Origin of the sequence: Saccharicrinis aurantiacus (genome assembly GCF_001660705.2) — a bacterium.
GTDB classification, from domain to species: Bacteria; Bacteroidota; Bacteroidia; order Bacteroidales; family Marinilabiliaceae; genus Saccharicrinis; species Saccharicrinis aurantiacus.
The window spans coordinates 66,900-85,021 of sequence record NZ_LYBV02000002.1; the positions used below are offsets into that span (position 1 = coordinate 66,900).

The window sequence follows — 18,122 nt, forward strand, 5'->3', positions numbered from 1 at the left end:
TCTAAAGCTCCTATGGGAGTTTTAGGCTTTCATTTTATTGGTATGAAATACGTAATGTGCACCTTGCTTTTATTCACCTGTATAAGTAGTACTGTTTTTGCTCAACTAAAAATAAAGGGAGGACACTCTCATAATGATTATCACCAAGAGCACCCATTGGTTGAAGCATTAGACAATGGTTTTGTATCCATTGAGGTGGATGTTTTTTTGAGAGATAACGAATTATTAGTAGGCCACGATACTTCAGAATTAGAATTGGGCAAAACATTAGATGCCTTATATCTTTCTCCTTTATGGGATAGGTATAAGCACAATAATTTGGATACCATAATACTGTTAATTGATGTAAAGGAGCAGGGAGAAGCTTGCTATCCTTTGTTAAAGGAAGCTTTAGAAGATTATAAATCAATGCTTACAGTTTATACTCCCGATTCCCTTATTCAGAATAATGTGAGTGTTGTTTTGTCTGGTGATAGGCCATGGTCTTTATTAAACGAAGCATATAGGCTTGCAGCATTAGATGGTAGGTTTGATGCCATAAGTTTTCAATTGGGGTATTCCTATTTTCCTTTAATTTCTGATAATTGGGAAAACTTTTTTAACGCTGCATCATCCTCCAATTTTACAGATAAAAATGAAGCTGAATTACAAGCGTTGGTAGAAAAGTGCCATAAGCAAAATAAACTGATACGTTTTTGGGCTTTACCTACTGAGACAAATAAAGCCCTTCCTTTTTGGCAAATTCAGTATAAGGCTAAAGTAGATTTATTAGGAAGCGATAATCCACAAGGGTTTTCGGAGTTTATGATTGGTTTATAATATAGAAGTTGTTTAAAGTTGTGCTGAAAAACTGCGAGTAAGATCTGAATTTAATCAACTTCATGGTAGCTAAATAGTAATTAGTTTCATCTCAAGTAATAAATAATAGTCTATATCCGATTAAGTTAGGATATAAACAAAAATCAATAAAAATTACATATGCGAAAATACATTCTATTTTTTGCACTTGCATTAGCAGGTTGCACAGGTATCTCTTTGGCTCAATCGGCCATTGATTCAAGTTTATTATACCATCCCGAAAAGCATTTTTGGTACCCAAATTCAATGCCTTATGTTTATTTTAATCGTTCCGTTTCTTTACAAAGAAATGTTGTATGGGCAACTGCACATCATACAGCTCAGTTTGTTCCATTGGGTTGCGTAGGTCCTAAAAAATACACCACTCAACTTAAAGGAATAAAGCACAATACAAATACGGCTAATGTAATTAAGCAAGCAGTAAAAGATGGTATTAATATTATTTTGGTAATTGGCGATGGTATGGGGTCGGTGCACATGTCCTTACCTATATTTATGAATATAGCAAAGGAAAACAATCAGCAAACCATGTTTGAGCGTATTATGAATGAGGGAGATTGTGGTTATCAGATTACGAGTTTAGCAGATGGTTTAGTAACAGGTTCTGCCGCAGCCGGAACAGCATTGGCAACGGGTAGTAAAACTAGGATGGGCATGGTAGGTGTAGATTCTACCGGAATGGTTTTAGAAAATACCTTTGAAGTAGCCAAGCAATATGGCTATAAAACAGCAATAGTTACAGATGCTAGTGTTACAGATGCTACGCCGGCAGCGCATTACGGACATGCTGTTTACCGTTATATGCAGAGTGGCTTGGCCGAGCAGTTGGTAAATAATAATAATGTTGATATTGCTTTTGGCGGAGGTGCTAGCTTTTTTATTCCTCAAAATACAGATTTAAAATCTTACGAAGCTTTTAAGGGAAGTTCAGCTAAAGGGACATCATCCCGAACAGATACCGTAAATTTAATAACTCAGATAAATAATAATGGCTATAAATTAATAAGCACAAAACAAGCATTAGAACAGGAGAATAGCTCTAGGGTAATCGGACTTTTTGCTGGTGGTGGCTTACCTGCGCCCATTGATTTAAAAAATGCAAAAGCAGCTCAAGAGCCAACGCTTACTGAAATGGCCAATAGGGCTTTACACTTGGTAAGTAAATCATCATTGCATTATGTAGCAATGATTGAAAGTGCCCGTATTGATTGGGAGGCGCATGCGAATGATGCTGGAGCTGTTTTACAAGCAGTAAACGAGATGGATAAAGTTTTACAAACAGCATATTCTTATTATGAGGATGATCCTGAAGGTACTTTGTTGATATTTACTGCCGATCATGAAACAGGAGGTTTAGCAATAGCTTACGAAAAGCTGGATAAGAAATATGAAGAAAAAAAAGTATTTCCTGATGGTTCAACTTGGGTGAATAATACCGATCCTCTGCTGTTTAATGAATATGAAAAATTAGAGAATCAAGATAAATCATTGTCTGAAATTTTTAAAGGAGCAAAGAATTATAAAAGCCTTCAAAAGCTGATTGAACAACATACCGGCTATCGTATCTCTGAGGCGCAATCTCAACAAATTATGCAATCAATAATAGATTTAGATGTGCTTAAAATGAAGAAATAAGCTAAAATGTGCCTATTCTTACTATTGACGTTGTTTCAAGTTTCTAAAAAAGCAATGCTTTAGTTGGCCAAAGAACTTCAATAATAAAAGGATAAGGCACATTTTAATTTTCGTTTGGTTCTTTATCAGCTAAGGTAATCCGCTTTTGAGCTTACCTTTTGTCATTGAGAATTTAAAAAACTCGCATCTCGTTTATTTTTGCCAGGATATGAGTAATATTGTATCAGTAATACATTTGAATAATTAAACCCAAGTATGATGACCAAGCACGAATGGAGAAAAACGGAAAAGGAATTTTACCTACCAAAAGCAAAACCTCAATTGCTAGATGTACCTGCCTTTAAATTTGTAACAATCTCAGGAGAAGGAAATCCCAATGGTGAATTGTTTAGTGAGTGCATAGGCGCGCTGTATGCCGTTTCTTATGCCATTAAAATGACCCTTAAAAAAATGGATGTTAAGCCTGATGGATACGCCGACTTTACCGTTTATCCGCTCGAAGGCGTTTGGGATTTAAACGAAAAGGCCCGCAAAGAATACGATGGAACATTTAATAAAGACGATTTGGTTTTTAAAATAATGATTCGTCAGCCCAATTTTGTAAGTGAAGCATTTTTTAAGGAGATGTTAGCATTTACCCAACAAAAGAAACCACAAGAGCAGCTGAATAATGTTAAGTTCGAAACCATTTCAGAAGGAAAATGCATTCAGATGTTGCATGTGGGTAGTTACGATAACGAACCCGAAACCTTTAAAATAATGGAGGAATTTACGGAGCGTGAAGGTTTAAAGCGAATTTCAAAAACACACCGCGAGTTATATTTATCTGATTTCAGAAAGGTAGCTCCCGAAAAGCTAAAAACCGTACTAAGATTTAAGGTGGAGTAAAGCGGTGCGTTAGTTTCCTTGACTAGAGAAAAACATAACGCACTGACATTTATATATAATAGTAGTATAACTTCTATATAAACTCTCTTAAAAATATTCGGTTAAGCCAAGATAAAATGCACCTTCTCCCTTCATAGAAATTCCATAATCTAAAGAAAGGTTGGTACGTGTTTTCTTATTGATTTGTATACGAAGTCCGGCACCTACGGCAACTTGCAATTCATCAAATAAATGTACTTGATCCATCTCTGAGGATGCTGTGGTAGCATTGGCAAATATAACCCCACCCAATAAATCAGGATTACTTTTAACAATAGGCAATCCGAAGCGGTATTCAGCTTCAAGGTACATCAGATTTTCTCCACGGAAACGACCTTGAGGGAAAGCTCTACCAGAGCGGCCCATTTGGTCCCATCCTAAAGCAGGCAGAAGCATATAAGGCATATCACCACTTGTAACAAAATTACCATACGTCCATACAGCTATAATATTACGTTCATTATTTTTAGAAACGCTAAAATAATCGCGATACTCTAACCAAAGGGTAGAAGAGTTTTTCGTACTTCCTAACCAAGTAGGATTGTATTTAAACGATGCATATGCGTACCTACCGGTATATGGATTGGCAACATTGTCTCTGCTATCGTATAAAATATTTGCTGATACTCCGGATAAGTTATACTCTTCGGGGTCAAATCCTTTTTCGGTACTGTACTTATAGTGATCGGTGATTACACCTTCCTCTACATTAAGCGTCATATCATTAATGTTCGATATCATATCTAAATGATAACCAACTCCTGCATAGAAATTAGGTTTTATTTGTTTTAAACCTGTTTGATACAAACGGATCATATCAAATTCCATGGGCTGTTCTCCCAGACTTTGGTCAATGGGTGTTACCGCCTTATCAGAACCTAATCCATAAGTGTTTTGTGACGAAAAGAATACTCTATAATCCCCAATAAAGTTCCACTCATCGTTGGCCGTGTAAATTGTAGGCTTAAAGGTAAACATTAACTGGTTTTTGGTGCTGTACGTAGCAGTTAGCAAGGCCGACGACATACGGGTTGTTTCTGGGTCGCCCATAAACATAGCCCCAGAAGTTGCCACTCCGTATATAAGACCAAATGCCGGGTTTGATGCAATAACAGGTATGGGGGATGCGTACAATTTACCAGCTACAGGACCATCATTTTTTTTAGTTTCCTCTTTCTCTTTCTTTTTTTCTAAGTCTGAGGCAAATATTTGGCTAGATAATAGGGATAGTAATAAAGTGAGTATTGTAATCCTTTTCATGAACTAATGTAATTTTATAATATAATGATGACTTAGTTAGGGAACGAATTAAAAAAGGGAGCATATGAAAAGATAAGCTCCCTTTGTATTAAATAATGAACTCTTTAGTTATTTGAACCTGTTCTCATCATATTAGTCATTACTTCTTCTAAGTTGAACTTAGCTGGTTTCTGACGCGGAGGATACTCCTTAAAAGTAGATATCATTTGACCTACCTGTGCTTGTGCCGGAACTGCTAAGAATTGACCTACTCGCTCCATCCATTCGTAATAACCATTGGCATCAGTAGAAGCTCTTTCGTAAGGATCCATACGCAAATCAAATACTAATGGGATACGAAGTGCAGTAAATGGCTCCATCCAAACTCTAAACTGACGTGCTTTTTGTTCCATGAATACCATTTTCCATCTGTCGAAACGATACGCTACTAAGTCACCATCATCACTCCAGTAGAAGAATTCAGTTCTTGGCCATTCCTTATCAGTGTTAGAATCTGTTAGATTCGGCAATAAGTTATATCCATCAACATGCACTTTATAGGTTACATCACCAATTTGATGTCCTTCTTTCAATTTTTCTACAATATCATCATCTCCTGCTGCAGCCATTAAAGTTGGTAACCAATCGGTATGAGAGGTAATTCCATTTTCAATCTGTCCAGCTTTAATTTTTTCAGGCCAACGAATGGCAAAAGGCACTCTATATCCACCTTCCCAATTCGTATTTTTTTCACCACGGAATGGAGTTACACCACCATCGGGCCACATATTAAAGTGTACACCGTTGTCAGTTGTATATATAACAATGGTATTTTCCGAGATATCTAATTGATCTAATTTCTCAAGTAAAGTACCAATCTGATCATCGTGCTGAATCATACCATCGGCATAAACATTTAGTCCTGATTTACCGTCATATTCGTCAGGCACATGTGTATGGTAGTGCATACGCGATGGATTAAACCAACAGAACCAAGGCGTATCTTCACCTTCCTTACGTTCAATAAAATCCATGGTAGCATCCAAAAATTCCTGATCAATGGTTTCCATACGTTTTTTGGTTAATGGGCCTGTATCTTCCACTTTCCCATCAGCCGTTGCTTTTAATACACCACGTGGCCCAAACTTCTTTTTAAATTCAGGGTCTTTTGGATAGTTAGGGTGCTCAGGAGCTTCCTCAGCATTTAGGTGGTATAAGTTTCCAAAGAACTCATCAAAACCATGTTCTGTTGGTAAAAACTCATCTTTATCACCCAAGTGATTTTTACCAAACTGACCAGTAGCATAGCCTAGAGGCTTTAACAACTCAGCAATAGTTGGATCTTCTGGACGGATACCTAAATCTGCACCAGGCAGTCCTACCTTAGTTAAACCGGTTCTTACAGGCATTTGTCCCGTAATAAAAGCCGATCGCCCTGCAGTACACGATTGCTCTGCATAGTAATCAGTAAATTGCATACCTTCGTTAGCTATACGATCAATGTTAGGGGTTTGATAACCCATCATACCTTTATTATTATAACTCACATTAGAAACACCAATATCATCAGCCATGATAACTAAGATGTTTGGTCGCTCGCCTTTTTTTGCAAACACTGAGATGCTGATCAGCATCAATATTGCCATAGTAAGTAAATGTTTCATCTTCAAAAAAATTAATTTATATTTCTCCTGTATTTTCTAATGACAAAGGAATAGTATCTGCACCTTAATTAAGGACACAGAAAATTTAAGTAGTTTCAAAAAAAATGCATACTTAGGTTTTTGATAGTAAAATGCGACGGGAGAAAAAATAAGATGAGTAAAGACGAAATCAACGAAACGAGTGAAGATGTAATTATTGTTGAGCAATATGAACACGATGTATCTACTGTGTTTAGCGGCTTAAGTATGGATAGAGGAGGAAACTGGGATGGTGAAACTTTATCATTCTCTGATTCATTAGGAGAATATGATATTGTTTCGTTGGCATATCCTAATGGAGTAATTGTTGGAGTTACAAGTTTACTTTTTCACAAGTCGCATTTAGTGCGGAATTTGCGCACATCAGTAGAGAGGCATATAGCCATACGCATTGGATATTCAGGTGATATTACTAATAAAGATGGTATTCCATCAAATTCAGAGGGTATTTATATCTATGATGCATCACAACCTTTTGACATGTATTATCCCAAGGGGAGGTTATCCCAATGGATGGTAATCCGTTTTCCTTTTGAATATTTCAAAACTTGGAATAAGGAAGCATCATCCCATTTAATGAATATTTTATTTAATGAGGAGAAGTACTTCTTTTATTATCGCTTAAATCCCGAAATAGAGACTGTTGTAAGGGAAGTTTACAGAGCATCTAAGGATGAACGTACCAGGCGTTTTATATTTTATTCCAGAGCCTTTGAAATAATTGGGCGTATTAATTTGCTTTTAGACGAGAATCAAGATAATTATACTCATGGTAAGGTGCATAGTAAAGATTTAGAGACAATGATGCAGGTAAAAGAAGAGCTGTTGGATGATTTTTCAAGTGCTCCTAACTTATCAGTATTGAGTGCCAACTATAATATGAGTGTATCTAAACTGCAGCGTATTTTTAAGCAAGTATATAATTTGCCTATTCTTAAATTCTTTAACCAACATAGGTTGGAGGAAGCCCATCGCTTAATAAAGTATAGCGACAGAAGTATTAATGACATTAGTCTATCGCTCGATTTTTATAGTCCTTCGCACTTTAGTAGGGCCTTTAAAAAACAATTCGGCTATAACCCAAACGAAGTGAGGGGGAAGTAACACGAGGGCTTTATTTAGATCATATTAAGTGCTACCTTTTGTAGAAGCTAAGTAAAAGTAAACAATATGAATTATCAAGATTTAGGATATAACGATGCATTGCAACAACATAAAACCCAACAAGGACTTGGTGACTTTGAAGTGGGCCGTGTTATATTAGAACACAAAGAGCGTTACGTGGTAAAAACACCCACCCAAGAGTATGAGGCCGAGTTAATGGGTAACTTGCGCTTTTCGGCTAATAGCCGATACGATTTACCTGCCGTTGGCGATTGGGTAGCTTTTATGGAATACGATGAGGGTAAGGCTTTGATTCAGACAGTGTATCCGCGCCACTCAATTATTGAGCGCAAGGCAGTGGGTAAAACCGGACAGGTGCAAATTATTGCCACTAATATTGATTATGGATTAATTGTGCAGGCGGTGGACCGCGATTTTAACCTAAACCGTATTGAACGTTACCTTACCATATGTAATTCATCAAAGGTAAATCCTATTATTGTTTTAAGTAAGGTTGATTTAATTAGCGATGCGGAATTGGCCAATATCAATGCGCAAATACAAGAGCGCATCAACGATGTTCCAGTGGCGTATGTGAGTAACACATCCATTGGCTATAGCCAGATTGAACAGTTTATAGAAGTGGGTAAAACCTATTGTTTGTTAGGATCTTCGGGTGTAGGAAAATCCACCTTGTTAAACGGACTAGCAGGTACCACCGAAATGAAAACCGGCGAAATAAGCACAGCAGTTAATAAAGGGAAACACACTACTAGTCATCGCGAACTAATTGTACTAGCCAATGGCGGAATTTTAATTGATAACCCTGGTATGCGCGAGGTGGGTATTACCGATACATCGGGAGGATTAGAGCTTACTTTCGAATCGATTTTAGATTACGCTGAGCATTGCCGCTATAGCGATTGTACCCATATGCATGAGCAAGGCTGTGCCATTATTGAAGCCGTTGAAAATGGCGAAATAGATGAGGGTGCCTATGCCAACTTCCAGAAAATGGAGAAGGAACGAATGCACTACGATTCGGATGCTCAAGAGCGTAAGAAAAAAGATAAGGATTTGGGTAAGCTGATTAAAAATATGAAGAAGGATAAAAAGAAGAATAAGTATTGATATCAAATATCAGCTGAAAGTGATTGCAATTACGAGTCATTTATTAAGTGTAATCATAAACGAGTTTGTTTCTCTTGGCACTGGCGATGACTTCGCCGCTCATTATTTTAAAGTTCTGAGACTATTTGAGGTGTTTTCTGTGTTTTGCAATGATTTCGGAGAGAAGTAGGATATATTCAATAAACTGTGGAGAAATCATTGAGGAGGCTCTGAAATATAAGTATTAACTTTTTGTTTTTTGATACGTTTGTTAGCTTTACGGTATTAAACAATACCTAACTATAAACGTTTTTCCTAAAACCGACTAGTTATAACACGTATACTAGTTCTGAACCCAGCAAATAAAACACGTACCTGATACTATGAAATACTGCTTATTGAGCTTACTACTATTTAGTTTTATTTCTGTTGCTATTTCCCAAAATAGTGGTGGCAAAAATATCTATACTTCAGCGCAATTTAAATTAGAAACTGGTAATACTTACGATTTATTAGAATTGATACCAGATGTCTCGGCAACGGAAGAAGGGACTATATCCATCATGGGAAACGGGCAAGCTATGGTTATGATTGATGATAAAGTAGTATCCATAGATGGCGATTATCAGCCTGTTTTGCAGCAGTTAAGTTTGGATATGATAAAGCATATAGAGGTTATATCAACACCATCGGCAAAATACGATGCTGAAGCCTCAGGCGGTATTGTAAATATTGTGCTATCTAGCAATGGAATGCAAGGCATAGGAGGAAATGCAGCCTTGCAACTATCCACAGGCAATAAAATGATGGGTAATGCCGGCATCAATTATAAAAAAAACAAGTGGAATTTAAAATTTGACGCGCTGGCGCAAGAGTACAATACGGAGGTAACCAAAACCATTGATATGGAACAGTATAATGGAGCTGATACAATATACACAAAACAAAAACTAATATTAGACCCTAACCTTAAACGCATCAATGCTAATATATCGGCTGAGTACGCCATAAGTTCTTTTCAGAATGTAATTTTATCTTCAAAAATAGGTCAGCGTCAGCTAGTCATGAGTTCAGATATAAATAGCGAATCGAGTATACCCGATAATTCATATGCCTATACCAGTTACCGTGAAGATAAAGGGGCAACCACACAGACGAACCTGAGTTATACCAATAAGTTCTCAAAGGAGGAGTCTTTGAAAAGGGAGTTAAGTATTCAATCCAATTACAATTATACCAATGGTGGTTTTTTCTCTAATACACAAGATTTCTACGAAGATAACACCAATAAGGCGTTTTGGCAAGCCAATGCTCAGGCAGATTATACACACGAGCTAAGTGAAACATCAAATTTTGAAACAGGCTATCGTTTTTATACCCGAAAAACAGAAATGGATTATTCTAGAGATTCAATTGGGGTAAGCAACGATACCAGTAGAGTATCAGAAGATATATTTGCCTATTTAGAGCAGGTGAATGCAGTGTACCTGCAGTGGAATAGTAAATTAGGTCAATTTGATGTTAATATAGGTCTTCGGGCAGAGTTAGCAAACACAAGAGGAGAGCAAGAAATCACAAGTAATAGTTTTTCCAACACTTACGCCAACCTCTTTCCATCGGCGCAGCTAACGTTTCCTTTATCAGATAAAAATAAAATCAACCTTAAGTATAACCGAAGTATTGTACGCCCCAGCATAATACAGGTAAATCCCTTTGTGAACGACCAAAACCCCAATAATATTAAGTTTGGTAATCCAGAGTTAGCGCCTACACTTATTGATAATGTTGAATTAAAATACAGTGGTAATTTTACCATTACTAATGCTAAGGAGGACGAACTTAGTCACAATTATTCATTGGCTGTAATTTTGCGTAATAGGCAAGATGAAATTTACAAAGCCGCCTTAGCCTCTAGCAGTAATCCTAATGTAGTAGAGAATAGTTTTTACAACCTAAATCAGAGTAGAGATTTTGCCATAGAAGCCTACTATTCAGCGCAGCTAATGAAATGGATAAAAATTGATGTAGTTCCTTCGTACAGGTATAATTATCAGGATGGCACCAATATAGATGCGCAAATAGAGGGGAGTTCCAATATATTTCAGCTAAAAACGAATGTTAATATAGATATGTGGGAAGGCTCGCAATTTATTGCTACTCATTTGTATCATTCGGCATACGAATCGGCGCAGGGAACAAGACCTTCGTACAGAAAAACCAACTTGAGTGTTAGACAGTTGTTTTTGGAAAAAAAGTTAACACTTACACTCGCTGTTAAAGAACCTTTTAATCAAGGACATTACCATAATTTATTGGAGCATTCTGATTTTGTTCAGGATAAATCAATGTACTTTGAGGCACCAATATTTGAGATTAATGTGCGTTATAATTTTGGTAATTATAAGGCAAGTAAGCAGGATGCTAAACAGGATCCTGCATTATTGAATTAAATAATGCATAGTGTTTATTGCTGCTAAAGCTTTTAGTAAGCGCTCCGTTAAAAGCTCTCTAAACAATACCATTCGATTCATGTTTAAACTGATAAATTCACTCAAACAAAAAATATGAAACAAATAGTAATAGCAGCATTTTTTATTTGCTTAACAGCAAATACATTCGCTCAAGAAGAGAACGATTTTATTAAGTTAGCTCAAAAAGTATTTCAGGCTGATAAAAAAGAAATAATAAAGGCCAATATGGATATTAGTGAGGCTGATGCCCCTGCATTCTGGAGTCTTTACGATGAATATCAAGATAAATTAAAGGAAGCCAACAGTAGTAGTATTCATATTATTCAACGTCTTTTAGATGTTGAAGTAGCAATCGATACAGAAGAAGCCGAGGCAGTTTGGCAGACTTATCAAAAGAATATGCAAACAAAGCTTACCCTACAAAAGAAGTATTTTAAGAAGTTTAAAAAGATATTATCATCAAGTGAAGCGGTGCGTTACTTCCAAGTAGAAAACAAAATAGCGGCCTTAATAAATGCGCATTTATCGATGGAAGTTCCTTTGGTAGAAAAGTAAACTATACAAATAAAAATGGCCGTTGTAATTAAACAACGGCCATTTTTTTATTTTTTATATATGCGGTTATTCTGCAGGCCAATAACGAGTTCCATCAATTTTAATAGCTTCGTCAACACCATAGTAAGTATATTTAACGGTATCTACAGTTGAAGTACCTTCGTAATCACCAGAAAAAGTTTTAATAATTAAATCAGCTTCTTCTCCGATAGGAGCTTCTACAGCTTCCCACATAATTTTATCGTCAGCGCCTCTTGAGGTAGTAAAAGTACCTTTTGCATCAGAGTTAAACGTATAAGTTTCCTTATAGTCTTCATATGAATAATACCATTCTCCTACTAATGCAGCTAATGCAGCTTTCGTTTCAAAAGAAACGGTTCCTTCAGCAATTGCATTGCCTGAAGCATCTTTAGCAGATACTTTAACATCGTAAGTAGTAGCAGCCGATAAATTATTAAAAGTATAATTTAAACCTTGCTCTTTAGCAATAGACATCTCATACTCTAGTTCTTCACCTTTTTTAGCATAGTCAATATCATAAAATAGTGCGCCTTCTACTTCACTAAAAGCAATTGTGGCTTCCGTTAACTTTGAACTAGAGTTTGTAACAGTTATCTCTCCCATCTTTGGGTCATCATCATCGTTGCTACAAGAAGTTATAGATAAAGAAAAGGCAATAGCAATTGCTAAAAGATTAAATAATTTTTTCATAATAAATTTAAGTTTATTGTTTAATATGTAAACATAACTACGTTAGTAAATGTAATTGGTTGCTGAAAAAAAAGGGAGACGTTATGGTTGTAGGGGCTAATAGCTTTATTCAGAGAGCAGAAGGTTGTTAAATAATATCTATATGTGTAATAGTAGCTCGCGAGGGGGATATTGGGCAGATGACTGCTGTATATAATAGAAAGGTATGAGGTATAGGTTTTATTTAAGCCTACATTTATACTATTGCAGTTCCATTTTAATCTTCTTCAACGCTCTATAAATTTGCACTTCAACAGTCTTTGTTGAAATGTTTAGTTTTTCTGCAATTACTTTATGAGGCATTTCTTGTTCTCTACTCATTTTAAAAATTTGAGCACACTTACTCGGGAGTAGGGCAATAGATCTTTCAAGTTTGGCGGCAGTATCCTTTAAATTTATGTTGTCTTCAATAGTATTGTCAAAATCTAAGGCATGGTCATTTTGTTCCATATCAATTGACACGTTTTTTATGTTTTTTGCATTTACCTTAAATGCTTCGTAACGAATAGAGGCAAATAAATAAGCTTTCAAACTTTTCTTAATTTCAATACTATCCTTTATAGTCCATATTTTAAAAAATACATCTGATATGATGTCTTTCGCAATGTCCTCATCTTTAGTTATTGTGATAGCATATTTTTTTAGTTCAGCATAGTGTTTAACATATATTTCTTCAAAAGCTTTCTTATCTCCAGTTTTTAGTTTAGTTAAAATATGACTGTCATATTCTGTCATGCCGTGTTGTATATGTAGTGTTAGTTAAATGTGCTGCAAACTTAAAAATATATACAGCGTCGTTAGCAGTGGTTTGTGTTATCATTATGTGAAGTTAATATTATCTTTATTTCCCTTGTAAGGGATTGTAATTTCAGAATACTCATAGGTAAAGATGAAACATAAAAATCAATAAAATTTGAAATTACTATTACCATGAATCGATTAAAATTAACTTCAGTATTGTGTATGTTCTTAGGAGCAATGTTGGCGATGCCTTTATCAGCCAATACACGTTTAATAACAAATGGCGATGGGTCAGCACAAGCACCTTTATCTGTTACTCAGGTTTTAGAAGCAAGTATGGATGGTACCAAAAACTGGGTGCAAGGTTATATTGTGGGAGCAGCTATTAATTCTCCAATGACCGAAGAAGATCCAGAAAGTTATAGTTTTGAGGTGCCTTATGGCAAAAATACCAATATTCTTATAGCAGATAACCCCAATGAAACGGATGTAAATAAATGTGTACCTGTAGAGCTATCACCTTCCTATCGTCCCTTAATTAGTATTGATGATAATCATGATTTTAAGAATAAAAAAATCACAGTATATGCTAAACTTGAGCGCTATTATCAAGTTAATGGTTTAAAGGGTTTGAGCGATTATTCATTCCCCAATGCCACCATTGTTCTGAATCTCTCTCGTATGAGTTTTGGTCAGGTTATGCATAACAATACAAGCGAACCAATAGAAGTAGAAATTACACCCTTTGAAATAGAAGGTACTGTAAACCTAGAAGCACCTGAACATTTTGAGGTTTCACTAACAAAAGATGGAAACTATACTTCAAATGCTTCTTTTAATGCCACAACAAACGAAACTACCACAGCTTATTTTCGTTTTGCACCAAACAATAGTGTAGCAGGCGATATTTACGATGAATTCACTATTTCAGGAGGCTCAGAGAGTAGGATTATTAATGTATATGGTTTTGCAGGCGAGGGTGATGCAAAAGGTTCTGAAAATAACCCTTATAGCGTTTCAGAGGTTCGACAAAATCAAGGTATAGGTCATGGTTGGGGCGAAGGTTACATTGTAGGTATTCCTGATGATGGACCGGTTTATTACTGGGATGCAGAAGATGGTGAGTGGTTACATACAAAAGGTTTAATATTGGCCGATAATCCTAATGAGAGAAATCCTCATAACGTAATCCTTATTCGTTTAACGGATACACCAAATACACAAATTAGAAATGATGTTAACCTTAAGGATAATCCTGAACTGTATGCACAAAAAATAAAATTTGGTGGCTCGCTAGCTACGTATTACGGTGTGCCTGCAATCATTACTATTGATAATTATTCGTTCGATGTGCAAACGGAATATACCATTAATTATAATGTTAATGGTGGCGAGGCTATTGAGGATGATTTTTATACCGCAGATTCTGAAACCTTTTTGTTACCTATTCCTACTAAAACGGATTATGTTTTTGAAGGTTGGTTTAATAATGCGAGCCTTGAAGGGGATGAGATTAAGGAAGTTGTTACAGGTAGTGCTGGTAATCTGTTTTTACATGCAGCATGGGGTAAAGCAACTAATATTGATGCCGATACTGAAAATACGTATACAATTTTCCCAATTCCTTTTAATACCAATATAAATGTTTCAAATATTGATGCTGATGTTGCTATGGTTGAGTTAATTGATATAACAGGATCTGTTATTAATCAAAAAACTGCCAACGATTCTACGATTAGTTTTAATACCGCGAAGCTCTCAAATGGCATTTATTTTATTAGAATTACTAAAACTAACGGAACATCAATCACTCAAAAGGTTTTAAAATAATAAATCATTATTAGATACTCAGGTATAATAATTAAGTTATACCAACCTATATACGAGCGACTATCTCTTTTTTTGAGGTAGTCGCTTGTTATTTTACAGGGTGTCAAGCAAAGGCTTTAAAATAGCTTTTTGCGAGTTAAATTCATGTAAACATATCGTTAACAATCGTATGTTGTGTAAGGGATGTAAGCCTTAATTAGCTCATAGGGGTAAAGTATAATTATTAAAGACGAAATTATTATTACCATGAATCAATTAACATTATTAATGGCTTTATGCCTTGGCTTTTTCTTGTGCATCTCGTGTGAAAAGGAAGAAACATCAACACCTAATGGACCCATTGGCGATCCGAAAATCGCTTCCATTCTCGATTTAAGAGAGTTGGCTTTAGATGGTAAAAATACCATTACCGAAAACTATGTTATAACAGCTGTAGTTACACTTTCTCCTGAAAACGGACAGATAGAACAGCAGTCATTCATTATTCAAGATGGAACATCGGGCTTAACGGTTAATGTAAATTCAAATCATAATTATAAAGTGGGGCAAAAAGTAGAGATTTATGCTCACGCTGGTAATATAGATAAAACAATTGTTGGTAATATGGAGTTGTCGTTTACTGATGATAGCAAGATTACTGTTATTGAAGAAAATGCAGAACTTCCAGAACCAATTGAACTAAGTATTGAAGTTTTATTAGCAGGCGGGCACGAGGATGAGCGTATTGTTATAAAAAATGTTCAATTTGAAGCCGAAGAAGGAACCTATTCGGATGGAAATCATAGAATTATTTCGTGCGATAACCAAGCAATAGCAAGCGTGTATGTGCGAGACGAAGCGTCTTTTGCCGATGAAAGTATTCCGCTTGGTAATGGTTCGTTTATTGGTATCGCGGTTAAGCGTATGGTACCACAAATATTAGTGTCAGCATCGGACTTATTAAGTGATATGGATGGCAACAGATGTGATGTTGAAGAAGGACCTGAAGATGGCGATGGATCATTAGATGCACCATACAACGTTAAACAAGTTTTACTGAGTGATATGGATGGTTCTACCCAATGGGTGCATGGTTATATTGTTGGTGCGGCAATTAATTCGCCAATGACACCTGATGATCCAACAAGTTATAGTTTTGCTGTTCCATACGGTAAAAACACCAATATCCTTATCTCCGATCGTCCTGATGAAACTGACATTACCAGATGTATACCTGTTGAGTTAACAACGAGTTTCCGCCCGCTTATTAGTATTGAAGATAATCCTGAATTTAAAAATAAAAAGATTACGGTTGAGGCAGATCTTATTCGATACTATCAGGTGAACGGATTAAAAGCTTTAAAGCAATATACCTTTACCGAAGAAACGATTGTTCTTAATAGCACTAAAATGAATTTTGGTCAGGTTGATGATAACGAGGTTAGTGAAGCGCAAGCCATCACAATCATTCCATACCAAATAAATGGCAATATCACCATAACGGCACCAACTCAATTCGAGGTTTCCTTATCAGCTGATAATGGATACGAGACCTCAGTATCTTTTGCAGCTACAACTGATGAGCGCACAACCGCTTATTTCCGCTTTGCTCCTGATGGAAGCATTCAAGGAGATGTTGAACTTGATTTTGAAATAGCAGGTGGCGACCAAATTCGTTTGGTTGAGGCCTATGGTTTTGCAGGCGATGGAGATCCTAAGGGATCAGAGAATAATCCATACTCAGTAGCGGAGGTTAGAGATAACCAAGGTATTGGATACGCTTGGGGCGAAGGTTATATTGTTGGTATTCCTGACGATGGACCTGTTTACTATTGGGAGCCAGTTAATGGCGAATGGTTACACACTAAGGGATTAATTTTGGCAGCAAGTCCTAGCGAAAGAGATCCTGCAAATGTGATATTAATTCGTTTAACAGGTGATACGGATACAGATATTAGAGATGAAGTGAACCTAAAAGATAATCCATCGCTTTACGGCAAAAAAATTAAGTTTGGTGGATCAATAAACACTTACTACGGTATACCTGGAATCATTGAGATTGACGGTTATTCATTGGTAGACTAATTAGGTTCAAAATATAAATTCAAGGGTTGCGATTATCGTAACCCTTTTTAGTATTTAAACAAAAATGAAAGTAAAATATATACTAATCATAGTATTGACTTTAGTTCAAACTATTTCAGCACAAACCATAAATCCGCTTATTATTGCGCATCGCGGAGCATCCGGTGATGCACCTGAAAATACGGTAGCCTCAGCCAATTTAGCTTGGGAATACAATGCCGATGCTGTTGAAATAGATATTCATTTGAGCAAAGATCAAAAAGTAATGGTGCATCACGATGCCAGTACAAAACGAATTTGTAATAAAGATTTAATCATCAAAAAAACAGCATCTAAACAATTACGAAAACTCGATGCGGGTTCGTTTAAAGATGACAAATACAGCGGCGAAAAGATTCCGTTCCTCAGTGAAGTAATTGAAACAGTACCTGTAGGTAAGAAATTAGTAGTAGAAATAAAATCGGGTATCGATGTGGTAGATCAAATGGCCAAGGTAATTGATGCATCGGGCAAATTGGATCAAATGATATTTATATCCTTTCACTTTGATGCCATTGTAAAAGCCAAGCAGTTATTTCCTAATAACAAAAGCTTTTTTCTAATTCATAGTTTATCCGATGATTATGCAAGTCTGTTTCAAAAGGTAAAGGACAATAAGCTTGATGGGGTTGATTTAAACTACAAATTAATTGATGAAACGGTTAAGCAAACAGCCCAGAATATGGATTTAGAGTTACATTGTTACACCGTTAATGATGCCGCAATAGCAAAAGATTTAGCAAAGTTAGGCGTACATAGTATAACTACCGATTTTCCTAAAAAAATGACTCAGGCAATAGCTGTGAAGTCCAAATTCAGCACAAAATAGATAGTAAGATTAACTTAGTATTAAGCGGATACTTCTTCTGAAAAAATCAGAAGTGAAGTATCCGCTTTTTTAATGCACACATTTACTGAATACTATGCTTATTAATTGGCATTGCGAGGTATTAATAAATTGTTAAATGCACATTTGCGTGTAAGAGATTGTGCCTTTTCAGTCTCTATACTATGTGCACAATAAACAAGGACAATAGCGATAAAGCTCAGTTCGGATACAGAAACAAAGAGAAAGAAATCTAAAAGGAAAAATGAA

14 protein-coding genes are annotated in these 18,122 nt (G+C 36.0%); 10 read left to right on the top strand and 4 right to left on the bottom strand.

Annotated features, from left to right (window positions below; genetic code table 11):
* The first annotated feature begins 12 nt into the window (after window positions 1-12).
* The 3 genes from A8B35_RS01605 (at window position 13) to A8B35_RS01615 (ending at window position 3,381) form a co-directional block, all read left to right on the top strand.
* Window positions 13-819 carry a PI-PLC domain-containing protein gene (locus tag A8B35_RS01605; protein ID WP_068471555.1) on the top strand — a complete coding sequence of 269 codons (807 nt, stop codon included), beginning with the start codon at window positions 13-15 and terminating at the stop codon, window positions 817-819.
* A gap of 159 nt (window positions 820-978) precedes the next feature.
* A complete protein-coding gene (locus A8B35_RS01610) occupies window positions 979-2,493 on the top strand; it encodes an alkaline phosphatase (protein WP_068471556.1) in 1,515 nt (504 codons plus the stop codon).
* Window positions 2,494-2,751: 258 nt separating this feature from the next.
* On the top strand, window positions 2,752-3,381 hold the full coding sequence (locus A8B35_RS01615; protein WP_068471557.1) for a GyrI-like domain-containing protein: 630 nt from the start codon (window positions 2,752-2,754) through the stop codon (window positions 3,379-3,381).
* Between the two features lie 87 nt (window positions 3,382-3,468).
* On the opposite strand, the gene A8B35_RS01620 is transcribed toward A8B35_RS01615, so the two are convergent.
* Both A8B35_RS01620 and A8B35_RS01625 read right to left on the bottom strand, forming a co-directional pair.
* On the bottom strand, window positions 3,469-4,680 hold the full coding sequence (locus A8B35_RS01620) for a BamA/TamA family outer membrane protein (RefSeq protein WP_068471558.1): 1,212 nt from the start codon (window positions 4,678-4,680) through the stop codon (window positions 3,469-3,471).
* A gap of 104 nt (window positions 4,681-4,784) precedes the next feature.
* Window positions 4,785-6,323 (bottom strand): arylsulfatase, encoded by a 1,539-nt coding sequence (locus A8B35_RS01625; protein ID WP_068471559.1) that lies wholly within the window; start codon window positions 6,321-6,323, stop codon window positions 4,785-4,787.
* 153 nt (window positions 6,324-6,476) lie between these two features.
* On the opposite strand from A8B35_RS01625, the gene A8B35_RS01630 reads away from it, so the two are divergent.
* The 4 genes from A8B35_RS01630 to A8B35_RS01645 all read left to right on the top strand — a co-directional run bounded on the left by A8B35_RS01630 (window position 6,477) and on the right by A8B35_RS01645 (window position 11,602).
* Entirely contained in the window at window positions 6,477-7,466 is a 990-nt protein-coding gene (locus A8B35_RS01630) for a helix-turn-helix domain-containing protein (RefSeq protein WP_068471560.1), read from the top strand.
* A gap of 66 nt (window positions 7,467-7,532) precedes the next feature.
* Window positions 7,533-8,597 (top strand): ribosome small subunit-dependent GTPase A, encoded by a 1,065-nt coding sequence (gene rsgA, locus A8B35_RS01635; protein ID WP_068471561.1) that lies wholly within the window; start codon window positions 7,533-7,535, stop codon window positions 8,595-8,597.
* 362 nt (window positions 8,598-8,959) lie between these two features.
* Complete coding sequence (locus tag A8B35_RS01640) at window positions 8,960-11,026, top strand: outer membrane beta-barrel family protein (protein ID WP_068471562.1); 2,067 nt, start codon at window positions 8,960-8,962, stop codon at window positions 11,024-11,026.
* Between the two features lie 114 nt (window positions 11,027-11,140).
* The gene (locus tag A8B35_RS01645; protein ID WP_068471563.1) at window positions 11,141-11,602 is read left to right on the top strand and encodes a hypothetical protein; all 462 of its coding nucleotides are present in this window, start codon (window positions 11,141-11,143) and stop codon (window positions 11,600-11,602) included.
* A 66-nt stretch (window positions 11,603-11,668) separates the two neighbouring features.
* Here A8B35_RS01645 and A8B35_RS01650 read toward each other — a convergent pair whose 3' ends face one another.
* Together A8B35_RS01650 and A8B35_RS01655 are read right to left on the bottom strand one after the other, a co-directional pair.
* The gene (locus tag A8B35_RS01650) at window positions 11,669-12,313 is read right to left on the bottom strand and encodes a fibronectin type III domain-containing protein (RefSeq protein WP_068471564.1); all 645 of its coding nucleotides are present in this window, start codon (window positions 12,311-12,313) and stop codon (window positions 11,669-11,671) included.
* Window positions 12,314-12,553: 240 nt separating this feature from the next.
* A complete protein-coding gene (locus tag A8B35_RS01655) occupies window positions 12,554-13,087 on the bottom strand; it encodes an RNA polymerase sigma factor (protein WP_068471565.1) in 534 nt (177 codons plus the stop codon).
* 195 nt (window positions 13,088-13,282) lie between these two features.
* On the opposite strand from A8B35_RS01655, the gene A8B35_RS01660 reads away from it, so the two are divergent.
* The 3 genes from A8B35_RS01660 (at window position 13,283) to A8B35_RS01670 (ending at window position 17,855) form a co-directional block, all read left to right on the top strand.
* Window positions 13,283-14,923, top strand: coding sequence for a DUF6359 domain-containing protein (locus A8B35_RS01660; protein ID WP_068471566.1), 1,641 nt, complete (start codon window positions 13,283-13,285; stop codon window positions 14,921-14,923).
* A 246-nt stretch (window positions 14,924-15,169) separates the two neighbouring features.
* On the top strand, window positions 15,170-16,987 hold the full coding sequence (locus A8B35_RS01665) for a DUF6359 domain-containing protein (RefSeq protein ID WP_068471567.1): 1,818 nt from the start codon (window positions 15,170-15,172) through the stop codon (window positions 16,985-16,987).
* A 64-nt stretch (window positions 16,988-17,051) separates the two neighbouring features.
* A complete protein-coding gene (locus tag A8B35_RS01670; RefSeq protein ID WP_083634265.1) occupies window positions 17,052-17,855 on the top strand; it encodes a glycerophosphodiester phosphodiesterase in 804 nt (267 codons plus the stop codon).
* The last annotated feature ends 267 nt before the right edge of the window (window positions 17,856-18,122 follow it).